The organism is Bacillus cereus group sp. BfR-BA-01349 (assembly GCF_022663795.1).
Lineage (GTDB): Bacteria > Bacillota > Bacilli > Bacillales > Bacillaceae_G > Bacillus_A > Bacillus_A cereus.
In genome coordinates, this window is record NZ_JAKUGE010000003.1 from 85,338 (window position 1) to 98,112 (window position 12,775).

Genomic DNA, 12,775 nt, shown 5'->3' on the forward strand with positions numbered 1-12,775 from the left:
TTTGTTATAAAAAAAATAGTACAGGTATGCAAAGAGAGAGTGTAACAGTTTTGAAAATATAGTATACTAAAAGTACAACACATGAAGAATTTAGGGAAAAGAAAGTATGGTGAAACCATTTGGCTACCAAGCATAACCAAATTTTAGAACATATTAATAGCCTGCCAGTAGGCCATAAAATTTCTGTAAGACAAATCGCGAAAGATTTGAGTGTAAGTGAAGGGACAGCTTACCGTGCAATTAAAGATGCAGAAAATAAAGGATATGTTAGTACAATTGAACGTGTCGGAACAATTCGAATTGAACAGAAGAAGAAAGAGAATATCGAAAAACTGACATATGCAGAAGTCGTTAACATTGTCGATGGTCAAGTACTTGGGGGCAGAGAAGGACTACATAAAACATTAAATAAATTCGTAATCGGAGCTATGAAATTAGAAGCGATGATGCGCTATACAGAAGCTGGGAATTTACTCATTATTGGTAACCGTACGAACGCACATCAATTAGCGTTAGAAACTGGAGCCGCTGTATTAATTACGGGCGGATTTGATACGGAAGATCATGTGAAGAAATTAGCAGATGAATTAAAACTGCCGATTATTTCAAGTAGTTACGATACCTTTACAGTTGCAACGTTAATTAACCGTGCGATTTACGATCAGCTTATTAAGAAAGAAATTGTACTCGTTGAAGATATTTTAACGCCAATTGAAGAAACGTTATATTTAAAGCCGAGTGATACAGTGCAGCAATGGCATGCCTATAATGAAGAGACGATGCACGGAAGATATCCAATTGTCGATGAAAGTAACAAAGTGCTAGGAATCGTAACTTCAAAAGATATGATCGGAGTAGCGAAAGAAACACCAATTGATAAAGTAATGACAAAGCACCCAATTACAGTGAACGGTAAAATGTCTGTCGCAGCTGCGGCACGTATGATGGTGTGGGAAGGAATTGAATTACTTCCTGTCGTTGAGGAAGGAAATAAACTGCAAGGTATTATTAGCCGTCAAGATGTACTTCAGGCACTGCAAATGATTCAACGTCAGCCGCAAGTTGGAGAAACCATTGATGATATTGTAACGAATCAATTTATGACGCCAAAAGAAGCGAAGAATGAGCATCTATATCAATTTTCGGTGACGCCGCAAATGACGAACTCAATCGGAACGTTATCGTACGGTGTATTTGCAACAATTGTGACAGAAGCGACAAATCGCGTCATTCGTGCGCAAAAGAAAAGCGATTTAATTGTTGAAAACTTAACGATTTATTTCGTAAAGCCGGTTCAAATTGATAATGTTGTATCTGTTCATCCGAAAGTATTAGAAATTGGACGTAAATTTGGTAAGGTCGATGTAGAGGTGCATCATGAAGGTAATGTTGTTGGAAAAGCATTACTTATGGTTCAGTTAATCGATAAATAAAAAGATGGAACAAATCGTTTTGATTTGTTCCATCTTTTTTGTTGTTTTAAATTTGAAAGGCATGATTTTAGATGGGAGTTTTAGTGAAATATGTATGGGATGGAGTGGAAAAGTAACGTGAGAAAAGACAGAATAATAATTCAATTCAGTTGTATATTGTATTATGATTATATTGTAATAAAATGGAATTATGAAAGGTGGTATGCATTATGTCGTCAGCCGTACTTTTTTTTGGTAGTATCGCATTATTTTACTTTCTTGTAATGATACCTATTCAATATTTATATTTACAAGGTTTACATGAAAAAAAGGAAAAGACAGGATTATCTCAGCGAGAGCTATATGAAAAAATGTCTTTTGAAGAAGAACAATTACATTTTCATGTACAAGGTAACCCATTTAATATACCATCTGCGTTTGTTGCATATATGATTTTGAAAGTGAAGCAACATAAAAAAGCATCACAATATTGATGCTTTTTTATGTTGCTTCATAGACTTCGGCTTCTTTAACTGCTAATGGCAAGAAATGTTTGTATTGGCGAAACCCGTTAAATACACTTGCACTACCAAATAGAACGAATAAAACACCAACGATAATACGAGCGGTTGAAAGTTCTAAAAAGAATTGGTTTATCCCGAAAAATAAAACGAATGAACCGAGTGCCATTGCGGATTTTCCTGAGAGCCAACCTTTCTCCATTGGGCGGTTTGTACGAAAGTATTTTGTTTTGTAAAAGAGGTACAACATAAATGAGACGATAATACAGAAGACTAATACTGGCATAATGAACACTCCCATCGCTTTATGAAAAATAATAGAAAAGAAAAAGAAATACCTGAACTTTCTAACTTTTATTATAAAGCAATTGTTCGCATGTATGAAATACTTTCCGTTATAATGGAGGATAAAGTGAAGAAGTTGATTAAAAAGGAGATTATACATATGCATGAGCAAATTTTAGAAGCAATTAAAGAGTTTGATACAATTATTATTCATCGCCACGTGCGTCCGGATCCAGATGCGTTAGGTTCACAGGGGGGGCTTGGTACAATTCTACAAGAATCGTTTCCAGAGAAAAATATTTATACGGTTGGGTACAATGAACCGTCACTAGCATACTTACGAGTAATGGATGATATTGAAGATAGTGTATACGAAAATGCGCTTGTTATTGTTTGTGATACTGCGAATCAAGAACGTGTTGACGATCAACGCTATACAAAAGGGAAGATGTTAATTAAAATTGATCATCATCCAAATGAAGATCCATATGGAGATATTACGTGGGTAGATACGACAGCGAGTTCTACAAGTGAGATGATTTATGAGTTTTATAACTATGGAAAAGATAAAGGATTAAAAATAACAAAAGAAGCAGCTCGCCTTATTTTAGCAGGAATTGTTGGAGATACAGGTCGTTTCTTATTCCCAAATACGACAGCAAAAACACTTCGTTACGTAAGTGAGCTTGTTGATATGGGTGTGAAATTCACAGATTTATACAATGAAATGTATAAGACAAAAGAAAAAATTGCTCGTTTAAACGGTTATATTTTACAAAACTTTACGATGGTAGAAGAAGGAGCAGCTTACATTAAATTAACGAAAGAAGTATTAGAAGAGTTTGATGTACTTCCTTCTGAAGCATCTGGTGTTGTTGGAGCGCTTGGCAATATTGATGGATTAAAGGCGTGGGTTCTATTTTTAGAGGAAGACGACGTAATTCGTGTTCGTCTTCGTTCAAAAGGACCAGTTATAAACAAATTAGCAATGCAATATAACGGCGGGGGGCATCCGATGGCTTCTGGTGCGAAGGCATCTTCTTGGGAAGAAGCGGATCGTCTTTTTGCTGATTTACGTGAGATTTGTAAATAAGAGACTATATGTTAGAACGAAAAGAAGGAGCGGTGCTAAAGCCCTCCTTCTTTATTTTTCTTTCTCTATAGTAATGCTAATTTCAAGCACTGTATCAAAAGATATTGTATCGACTTTAAAACGGTATAGCCGATCGTAATGTTTGTACGTTTTATTTTCGATTACCTTTTTAAGTAGGTCTTTATTTTTTGCGATACTTTGAATGTTTTTCGTTAAAAGATGTTGGAGATCATTATGGATAGATGTAGTCATATTTTCGAGTGTGAGATTGTCTAAATCGTATTTTTCTCGATTGATAAGTTTTATTTTAATCTCTTGAATGGTTAAGAGCCGTTTATTTTCAGTGTTCAATTTTTCTTGATCTTCGAGAAGGACGTGGAGCTTTGCTTCTTGTTTTTCTATAATTTCTCTTTGTTCTGCTATTTTACTAGCTTGTTCTTCTTGAAAAACACCGTATATGTACAAAAAAATAAACCAGCTCAAAACGCCTCCAACAGCAGCCCCAGCTAATACTAAGTACCATCTTTTTGCTGTATTAGCACTTGGTACTCTCATACATGTTCCTGCGTTAGCCATTTAATAATAATGAGACCTGTTTGCATACCACCAGTTGCGAAAAAAATAAGGAGAATTTGTTTTACGATATCTTTCATATCTCCGCCAAAGAAACTTCTTTCAAAGCTATAAAAGGTATCGAATGTTCCGCCGATTGCTGCAACGAGTGCCCAAATTCTTAAATTTTGGGCGAATTGATTAATGTAAGTTAGAGCTGGTTTTCCAATAAGAAACGCACCAAATCCACCAATTAATGAACCGCCAAGTATAACCCCAAAGGCAATAAAATAACTAATAATAAGCAGAGAGAAAAAAGTATGTTCTCTTACATCCATCGTCATTCCCCTTTCTTCTTCATATATATGGACAAAGTATAAGAAGTATGTTTTGATTTCCGCTTTCCTCATCACCTATAATAAAAGTAGTCAAATAGGTAAAGAGAGGGTACAACAGTGAAGTTTGTGCATTTACAATGTCAAACCGTTTTTAGTTTATTAAAAAGTGCTTGTAAAATTGATGAGCTTGTAGTCAGGGCGAAAGAACTTGGTTTTTCATCGCTGGCTATTACGGATGAAAATGTTATGTATGGTGTTATTCCGTTTTATAAAGCATGTAAGAAACATGGTATACAGCCTGTTATTGGATTAACCGCTTCTATTTTTAGTGAAGAAGAAGAAAGGTCTTATCCGCTTGTATTACTTGCTGAGAATGAAATAGGCTACCAAAATTTATTAAAGATTTCTAGCAGTATTATGACAAAGTCCAAAGAAGGTATTCCTAAGAAGTGGCTTGCGCATTATGCGAAAGGATTAATTGCTATTTCACCAGGTAAAGATGGCGAAATTGAGCAATTATTACTAGAAGACAATGAGAGTCAGGCTGAAGAAGTAGCTCGCACGTATCAAAATATGTTCGGCCATTTTTATATGAGTTTGCAGCATCATGCGATTCAAGATGAGTTGCTTTTACAAGAGAAACTACCTGAATTTATTAGTAGGGTTAATATTTCAGTCGTTGCAACAAATGATGTGCGCTATATCAATCAAAGTGACGCGCTTGTTCACGAATGTTTACTATCTGTTGAAAGTGGAACGAAAATGACTGATCCAGATAGGCCGAGGCTGAAAACAGATCAGTATTATTTAAAGTCATCGGATGAAATGGAAGCACTATTTTCCCATGCGCCGGAAGCAATCCAAAATACAATAAAAATTGCAGAGCGTTGCCAAGTAGAAATACCGTTCCATGTAAATCAACTTCCAAAGTTTCCTGTTCCGTCTAATGAAACGAGTGATATATACTTGCGTCGTGTTTGTGAAGAAGGTTTGCGGAAACGATATGGTGAACCGAAAGAAGTGCATATAAAGCGTTTGGATCATGAATTAAATGTTATTTCTCGTATGGGATTTAGTGATTATTTCCTCATCGTATGGGATTTTATGAAGTATGCACATGAAAATTATATTCTAACAGGACCAGGTCGTGGATCGGCAGCTGGTTCACTCGTTTCATACGTATTAGAAATTACAGATATTGATCCAATTGAATACGATCTATTATTTGAAAGGTTTTTAAATCCTGAACGTGTGACGCTTCCCGATATTGATATTGATTTTCCAGACGTAAGACGTGATGAGATGATTCGCTATGTGAAAGATAAATACGGTCAGCTCCGTGTTGCGCAAATTGTAACGTTTGGTACGCTTGCAGCAAAAGCGGCAATTAGAGACATTGCCCGCGTAATGGGGCTTCCGCCGCGAGATATTGATATATTTTCAAAACTTATCCCATCAAAGCTTGGTATAACATTAAAAGATGCATATGAAGAATCACAATCACTTCGTGAGTTTATACAAGGGAATCTTTTGCATGAGCGTGTGTTTGAAATCGCAAAACGTGTAGAAGGTTTGCCACGTCATACGTCTATTCATGCGGCTGGTGTTATTATGAGTCAAGAACCGCTAACAGGCAGTGTAGCAATTCAAGAAGGACATAACGATGTTTATGTTACGCAATATCCAGCCGATGCGCTAGAAGAACTTGGGTTGCTTAAGATGGACTTTTTAGGATTACGTAATTTAACGTTACTTGAAAATATTATAAAATTTATCGCGAACAAAACAGGGAAAGAAATCGATATAAGAAACTTACCTCTTCAAGATGAAAAGACGTTCCAATTATTAGGAAGAGGAGATACAACAGGTGTATTCCAGCTTGAGTCAGGCGGTATGCGAAATGTACTTCGCGGGTTAAAACCGAATGAGTTTGAAGATATCGTAGCTGTTAACTCGTTATACAGACCAGGACCGATGGAACAGATACCGACTTTTATTGAATCGAAACATGGAAAAAGAAAAATCGAATATTTACATCCGGATTTAAAGCCAATTTTAGAAAGAACATACGGCGTCATTGTATACCAAGAACAAATTATGCAAATTGCATCGAAGTTAGCAGGGTTTTCGCTTGGAGAAGCAGATTTACTGCGCCGTGCGGTGAGTAAAAAAAATCGTGATATTTTAGATCAGGAACGTAAGCATTTTGTCCAAGGATGTTTGGGAAATGGATACAATGAGACATCCGCAGAGAAAATTTATGATTTAATTGTAAGATTTGCGAATTACGGTTTTAACCGAAGTCACGCTGTAGCTTACAGTATGATTGGATATCAGCTTGCCTATTTGAAAGCGAACTATACGCTGGAATTTATGACGGCATTATTATCAAGCGCAATTGGAAATGAAGATAAGATTGTACAGTATATACGAGAAACGAAGCGGAAAGGTTTTCACGTTTTGCCGCCGTCTCTTCAGAGAAGTGGTTATAACTTCCAAATAGAAGGGAATGCGATACGTTACAGTTTACTTTCGATCCGAAATATTGGAATGGCTACAGTGACGGCATTATTAGAAGAACGAGAGAAAAAAATGTTCGAAGATTTATTTGAATTTTGTCTCCGTATGCCGTCAAAGTTCGTAACGGAGCGTAATTTAGAAGCTTTCGTCTGGTCGGGATGTTTTGATGATTTTGGTGTTTCGAGAACGAATTTATGGAAAAGTATTAAAGGGGCGTTAGAGTACGCGAATCTCGCACGTGATTTAGGAGATGCTGTTCCAAAATCAAAATATGTACAAGGAGAAGAGCTATCTTTTATTGAACAACTAAATAAAGAGAAGGAAGCACTTGGCTTTTATTTATCAAGTTATCCGACAGCGCAGTATGTGAAGTTAGCAAAAGAATTAGAAATTCCATCTCTCGCTCAGGCGATGCGACACAAGAAAAAAGTACAAAGAGCGATTGTGTATATAACAAGTGTTAGAGTGATTCGTACGAAAAAGTTTCAAAAGATGGCATTTATTACATTCTGTGATCAAAATGATGAAATGGAAGCGGTCCTCTTCCCGGAAACGTATATACATTTCTCGGATAAGTTGCAAGAAGGAGCAATTGTTTTAGTTGACGGTACGATTGAGCTAAGAAATCATAAGCTTCAATGGATTGTAAATGGACTATATCCGCTAGAGGAAATGGATGTTTATGAAGAAAAGAAAGACGCATCTGTTTACGTGAAATTGCCATCTCAGTATGAGAAAAAGCTTTTAAATCGGGTTACGAAAATATTGTTCGACTATTCAGGTTTTGCGAAAGTACTAATTTATTATGAAAAGGAACATAAAATGGTACAATTATCTCGGAGTTTATCGATTCATCCAAGTGAAGAATGTTTAGGAGCACTTCGTGAAATTGTCGGGGAAGAAAATGTAGTTGTGAAAATATAATGGACAATTTCCCTACACTTCGATTATTATAGTAGTAGTGTTCGTGGTCAGACCACTTGGAGAAATTGATATCAGCAAGAATAATTTGAGGAGAGTGGATAGTTTGTCAACACTTCGTGAAGAAGCACTTCACATGCATAAAGTGCATCAAGGAAAATTAGAAACTGTATCAAAAGTAAAAGTAGAAAATGCAAAAGATTTAAGTCTTGCATATTCTCCAGGGGTTGCAGAACCTTGTAAAGAAATTTATGACGATAAAAGTAAGGTATATGAATATACGATGAAGGGAAATATGGTAGCAGTTGTGACAGATGGAACAGCTGTACTTGGTCTTGGTAACATTGGACCTGAAGCATCTCTTCCAGTAATGGAAGGTAAAGCTGTATTATTCAAGAGCTTTGCTGGTGTAGATGCATTCCCAATTGCCTTAAATACAAACGATGTAGATAAAATTGTTGAAACTGTAAAATTAATGGAGCCAACTTTTGGCGGCGTTAACTTAGAAGATATCGCAGCACCAAACTGCTTCATTATTGAAGAGCGTTTGAAAAAAGAAACAAATATTCCTATCTTCCATGATGATCAACACGGAACAGCTATTGTAACAGTAGCAGGTCTTGTAAATGCACTGAAATTAGTTGGAAAGAAAATGTCTGACATTAAAGTTGTCGCAAATGGCGCAGGTGCAGCAGGTATTGCAATTATTAAACTTTTATATCGCTATGGTGTACGCGACATTATTATGTGTGACCGTAAAGGCGCAATCTATGATGGTCGTCCTACAGGTATGAATCCGGTGAAGGATGAAGTTGCAAAATATACAAATAAGAATCGTATAGAAGGTTCTTTAGCTGATGTTGTACAAGGTGCGGACGTATTCATTGGTGTATCTGCAGAAGGTGCATTAACAGAAGAGATGGTTCGTACAATGAATGACGATGCGATTATTTTTGCAATGGCGAATCCAGTTCCAGAAATTATGCCAGAATTGGCAAAAGCAGCGGGCGCAGCTGTTGTTGGAACAGGTCGTTCTGACTTCCCGAACCAAGTAAATAATGTACTGGCGTTCCCTGGTATTTTCCGCGGTGCACTTGACGTACATGCGACACAAATTAACGAAGAAATGAAGATGGCAGCTGTACAGGCTATTGCTGAGCTTGTAGCAGAAGATGAGTTAAATGCAGACTATATCATTCCGGCACCATTTGACGCGCGTGTAGCGCCTCAAGTAGCGGCTTACGTTGCAAAAGCAGCAATGGAGACAGGAGTAGCTCGCCGTCAAGTAGATCCAAATGAGATCGCTGAAAAAACAAAACAATTAGCGCTGATTGGTAAAGAATAAGCGAGGAATTTCCATTGACATCATCAAATACAAAAGTATATCTCGAAATTGTAAAAAAAATCCGTTCCATTATGGAAGAGGATGGATTGGTGGCGGGGGATCGTTTGCCGTCTGAGCGTGAGTTAAGTTCACGCTTAAACGTAGGACGTTCCTCTGTAAGAGAAGCATTGCGTGCTTTAGAACTGGTAGGATTGATTGAAACGAGACGTGGTGAAGGGACGTTTATTCGAAACTTTTATGATAACGGTCTTGTACAATTAATTGCTCCGTTCTTATTGCAAGATGAGAAAACAATTCGTGATTTATTACAAACGAAACGGTTACTCGAGAAAGATATGATTCGAATTGTATGTAATTTACCGAAAGAAACGTTTTCTAAAGTGCTAAGTAAATTACATCAAGTGCTCGAAGGAAACGAAAACTCAATTCCAATGCTTCATCAAACGTTCTTTAAAACACTTATTGAACAAGTCGATAATTATTTACTATATCGCATTTGGATGATCGTAAATGATTACGTATCAACGCTTTCTTGTAAAGTTTCAAGAGATTCTATCGATATGTATAGAAAGCTTTACGCTACTTTGGAAGAAAAACAAGAAAATGATGCACTAAAAATTTACGATGAATTAGTAGAGAATATACAGTTTCACTCGTAATGTATAAAATTTGTCGAAATGACCATGACACGTTATGACAAACATTCTACCGCGTAGCGGTTAAAGTTAAACGTAAAGAGTGAGGTTATTAGACAGATTGAGAAGATAAGGCTAACATCAAACTTTGGTGTTAGCCCCATTTTCTTCTTACGCTAACCTTAGCTCTCAACGAAGGGGGTCAAATTGTGCTAAGAGATTTATTCGTGAAAAAGAAAAAGTACGCTGCAATACCTTCAGAACAAGTACGAAAAGATGTACCAGATGGCGTTATGACAAAATGTCCGGAATGTAAAAAAATCATGTATACGAAAGAACTTCTAAAAAATTTAAAAGTATGTGTGAATTGTGGATATCATCATCCTATGAATGCATGGGAACGTCTTGATAGTATATTGGACGAAGGGTCATTCCGTGAGTATGACAAAGAAATGGTTTCATTAAATCCACTCGAGTTTCCAGGTTATGAAGAGAAACTAGAGAGCGATCGTAAGAAGACTGAATTGAACGAAGCGGTTGTAACTGGTGAAGGAACAATTGATGACATGCTTGTTGTTGTTGCAGTAATGGATTCTCGTTTTCGAATGGGGAGCATGGGCTCTGTAGTAGGAGAAAAAATCGCCCGTGCGGTTGAAAAGGCGTACGACTTACAAGTTCCATTTATTATCTTTACTGCTTCGGGTGGTGCCCGTATGCAAGAAGGGATATTAAGTTTAATGCAAATGGCAAAAACAAGCGTAGCTTTGAAAAAGCATAGTAATGCAGGAGGATTATTTATTTCTGTTATGACTCACCCAACGACGGGCGGGGTTTCAGCGAGTTTCGCTTCACTTGGTGATTATAATCTTGCAGAACCAGGTGCACTTATCGGATTTGCTGGTAGACGTGTAATTGAACAAACGGTGCGTGAGAAACTACCGGAAGATTTCCAAACGGCAGAATTCTTACTAGATCATGGTCAATTAGATGCGGTGGTGCATCGTGATGATATGAGAGAATCGCTTCGCAAGATTTTAGAAGTTCATCAAGGAGGGGAAATGGCTGTATGGCAGAGCTAGAATTTGAAAAACCAGTTGTTGAGCTAAGAAATAAGATTCGTGAACTGAAAGACTATACGAAAAACAGCCAGATGGACTTCAGTGAGGAGATTCGTATTTTGGAAGAAAAGCTAGAAAATTTAGAGGAAGATATATACGGCAATCTAAAAGTATGGGACCGTGTTCAAATTGCTCGTCATGCAGAACGACCGACAACGCTCGATTATATTGAGCACTTATTTACTGATTTTTTCGAATGTCATGGAGATCGTCTATTTGGCGATGATGCAGCGATTGTCGGCGGCATTGCGAAATATAAAGGGATGCCTGTAACTGTAATTGGGCATCAGCGCGGAAAAGATACGAAAGAAAATATTCGCCGTAACTTTGGAATGCCTCATCCAGAAGGATATCGAAAAGCACTGCGTCTCATGAAACAAGCGGAAAAGTTTAATCGTCCTATTATTTGTTTCATCGATACGAAGGGAGCTTATCCTGGTAAAGCAGCTGAAGAACGTGGACAAAGTGAAGCTATTGCCCGCAACCTATTTGAGATGGCAGGTTTAACGGTACCAGTTATTTGTATCGTTATTGGTGAAGGCGGTAGTGGTGGTGCGCTAGGTCTTGGAGTAGGAGATTACATTCATATGCTAGAAAATTCCACTTATTCTGCTATTACACCAGAGGGTGCAGCGGCAATTCTTTGGAAAGATGCAGGAAAAGCAAAGGAAGCTGCAGAGGCAATGAAAATTACAGCAGCAGATTTGAAAGAATTAGGTGTAATTGACGAAATTATTCCAGAAGCAAGAGGCGGAGCTCACCGTAATATTTTGAAACAGTCAGAAAATATAGATTTAATGATTCGAAAAACTTTTGAACAATTAAACGGAATTTCGAAAGATGAATTAATCGAAAAACGTTATGAAAAATATATGAAAATTGGGCAAGTTTCGTTTTCAAACGCTTCCATTTGGATAAAATAAGAAAAGCGTGCGTTCCACTTCGCGAATGCACGTTTTTATTATGAAAAGACACATCTTCTCCATTGTATTTTTATATTTTTTCGTGTTATTTTATTATAAGGTAAATAATCTTTATGAGGTGAGTACAAATGAAACGTATTGGTGTATTAACAAGTGGTGGAGATTCACCTGGTATGAATGCTGCCATTCGTGCAGTTGTTCGTAAAGCGATTTTCCATGATATTGAAGTATATGGTATTTACCATGGATACGCTGGATTAATTTCTGGTCACATTGAAAAATTAGAACTTGGTTCTGTTGGCGATATTATCCACCGCGGTGGTACAAAATTATATACAGCAAGATGTCCTGAGTTTAAAGATCCAGAAGTACGACTAAAAGGTATCGAGCAATTAAAGAAACACGGTATCGAAGGACTTGTTGTTATTGGTGGAGATGGTTCTTACCAAGGCGCTAAAAAATTAACTGAACAAGGATTCCCATGTGTTGGTGTACCAGGTACAATCGACAATGATATCCCTGGAACAGACTTCACAATTGGTTTCGATACAGCTTTAAACACTGTTATTGATGCAATTGATAAAATTCGTGACACAGCTACATCTCATGAACGTACATATGTTATCGAAGTAATGGGACGTCACGCTGGTGATATCGCATTATGGGCTGGTTTAGCTGATGGTGCGGAAACAATCTTAATTCCAGAAGAAGAGTATGATATGGATGATGTTATCGCTCGTCTGAAGCGTGGTAGTGAACGTGGTAAAAAACACAGTATTATCGTTGTAGCTGAAGGTGTTGGAAGTGCAATTGACATCGGTAAGCACATTGAAGAAGCAACAAACTTTGATACTCGTGTAACTGTATTAGGTCACGTACAACGTGGTGGATCACCAAGTGCACAAGACCGTGTATTAGCAAGTCGTCTTGGCGCAAGAGCAGTTGAATTGTTAATTGCTGGTAAAGGTGGACGTTGTGTAGGTATTCAAGATAACAAACTTGTTGATCATGATATTATCGAAGCGTTAGCTCAAAAGCATACAATCGATAAAGATATGTATCAATTATCTAAAGAATTATCCATCTAATCGGCGTAATGTCAGATATTTGGG

12 protein-coding genes are annotated in these 12,775 nt (G+C 37.2%); 9 read left to right on the forward strand and 3 right to left on the reverse strand.

Features of this window, described 5'->3' with window-relative positions; translation table 11 throughout:
* Positions 1–119 precede the first annotated feature (119 nt).
* Together MR169_RS03190 and MR169_RS03195 are read left to right on the forward strand one after the other, a co-directional pair.
* Positions 120–1,433, forward strand: a complete 1,314-nt coding sequence (locus MR169_RS03190; RefSeq protein WP_000201580.1) for a CBS domain-containing protein — start codon at positions 120–122, stop codon at positions 1,431–1,433.
* 209 nt (positions 1,434–1,642) lie between these two features.
* The gene (locus MR169_RS03195; protein WP_000093044.1) at positions 1,643–1,906 is read left to right on the forward strand and encodes a DUF3949 domain-containing protein; all 264 of its coding nucleotides are present in this window, start codon (positions 1,643–1,645) and stop codon (positions 1,904–1,906) included.
* A gap of 7 nt (positions 1,907–1,913) precedes the next feature.
* Here MR169_RS03195 and MR169_RS03200 read toward each other — a convergent pair whose 3' ends face one another.
* Positions 1,914–2,219 (reverse strand): YtpI family protein, encoded by a 306-nt coding sequence (locus MR169_RS03200; protein WP_001144776.1) that lies wholly within the window; start codon positions 2,217–2,219, stop codon positions 1,914–1,916.
* Positions 2,220–2,378: 159 nt separating this feature from the next.
* Here MR169_RS03200 and MR169_RS03205 point away from each other — a divergent pair, with 159 nt between their 5' ends.
* Positions 2,379–3,311: a DHH family phosphoesterase gene (locus MR169_RS03205; protein WP_033683965.1), complete on the forward strand. Its 933-nt coding sequence runs from the start codon at positions 2,379–2,381 to the stop codon at positions 3,309–3,311.
* A 51-nt stretch (positions 3,312–3,362) separates the two neighbouring features.
* Here the strand turns inward: MR169_RS03205 and ytrI are convergent, their stop codons facing one another.
* Both ytrI and MR169_RS03215 read right to left on the reverse strand, forming a co-directional pair.
* Complete coding sequence (gene ytrI / locus MR169_RS03210; protein ID WP_001265736.1) at positions 3,363–3,866, reverse strand: sporulation membrane protein YtrI; 504 nt, start codon at positions 3,864–3,866, stop codon at positions 3,363–3,365.
* A complete protein-coding gene (locus tag MR169_RS03215; RefSeq protein ID WP_002005839.1) occupies positions 3,863–4,276 on the reverse strand; it encodes a YtrH family sporulation protein in 414 nt (137 codons plus the stop codon). Before MR169_RS03215 ends, ytrI begins: the two co-directional genes overlap by 4 nt.
* A 42-nt stretch (positions 4,277–4,318) precedes the next feature.
* Here MR169_RS03215 and dnaE point away from each other — a divergent pair, with 42 nt between their 5' ends.
* The 6 genes from dnaE to pfkA all read left to right on the forward strand — a co-directional run bounded on the left by dnaE (position 4,319) and on the right by pfkA (position 12,751).
* Positions 4,319–7,645 carry a DNA polymerase III subunit alpha gene (dnaE, locus tag MR169_RS03220; protein ID WP_000673736.1) on the forward strand — a complete coding sequence of 1,109 codons (3,327 nt, stop codon included), beginning with the start codon at positions 4,319–4,321 and terminating at the stop codon, positions 7,643–7,645.
* Between the two features lie 133 nt (positions 7,646–7,778).
* Positions 7,779–8,987, forward strand: coding sequence for an NADP-dependent malic enzyme (gene ystJ, locus MR169_RS03225; protein WP_161508111.1), 1,209 nt, complete (start codon positions 7,779–7,781; stop codon positions 8,985–8,987).
* A 14-nt stretch (positions 8,988–9,001) separates the two neighbouring features.
* Positions 9,002–9,646, forward strand: a complete 645-nt coding sequence (locus tag MR169_RS03230) for a FadR/GntR family transcriptional regulator (protein ID WP_000204439.1) — start codon at positions 9,002–9,004, stop codon at positions 9,644–9,646.
* A gap of 185 nt (positions 9,647–9,831) precedes the next feature.
* Positions 9,832–10,701, forward strand: coding sequence for an acetyl-CoA carboxylase, carboxyltransferase subunit beta (gene accD / locus MR169_RS03235; RefSeq protein WP_000942856.1), 870 nt, complete (start codon positions 9,832–9,834; stop codon positions 10,699–10,701).
* Positions 10,689–11,663 (forward strand): acetyl-CoA carboxylase carboxyl transferase subunit alpha, encoded by a 975-nt coding sequence (gene accA, locus MR169_RS03240; RefSeq protein WP_242318886.1) that lies wholly within the window; start codon positions 10,689–10,691, stop codon positions 11,661–11,663. The genes accD and accA overlap by 13 nt, the downstream gene beginning before the upstream one ends.
* 128 nt (positions 11,664–11,791) lie before the next feature.
* Positions 11,792–12,751 (forward strand): 6-phosphofructokinase, encoded by a 960-nt coding sequence (gene pfkA / locus MR169_RS03245; RefSeq protein ID WP_000821157.1) that lies wholly within the window; start codon positions 11,792–11,794, stop codon positions 12,749–12,751.
* Positions 12,752–12,775: the final 24 nt, after the last annotated feature.

What these genes read in the sequence shown, in the direction of transcription:
- MR169_RS03195 (WP_000093044.1), top strand. Translation starts at nt 1,643, where the DNA reads ATGTCGTCAGCCGTACTTTTTTTTGGTAGTATCGCATTATTTTACTTT.
- MR169_RS03200 (WP_001144776.1), bottom strand. Translation starts at nt 2,219, where the DNA reads ATGCCAGTATTAGTCTTCTGTATTATCGTCTCATTTATGTTGTACCTC.
- MR169_RS03205 (WP_033683965.1), top strand. Translation starts at nt 2,379, where the DNA reads ATGCATGAGCAAATTTTAGAAGCAATTAAAGAGTTTGATACAATTATT.
- ytrI (WP_001265736.1), bottom strand. Translation starts at nt 3,866, where the DNA reads ATGAGAGTACCAAGTGCTAATACAGCAAAAAGATGGTACTTAGTATTA.
- ystJ (WP_161508111.1), top strand. Translation starts at nt 7,779, where the DNA reads ATGCATAAAGTGCATCAAGGAAAATTAGAAACTGTATCAAAAGTAAAA.
- accA (WP_242318886.1), top strand. Translation starts at nt 10,689, where the DNA reads ATGGCAGAGCTAGAATTTGAAAAACCAGTTGTTGAGCTAAGAAATAAG.
- pfkA (WP_000821157.1), top strand. Translation starts at nt 11,792, where the DNA reads ATGAAACGTATTGGTGTATTAACAAGTGGTGGAGATTCACCTGGTATG.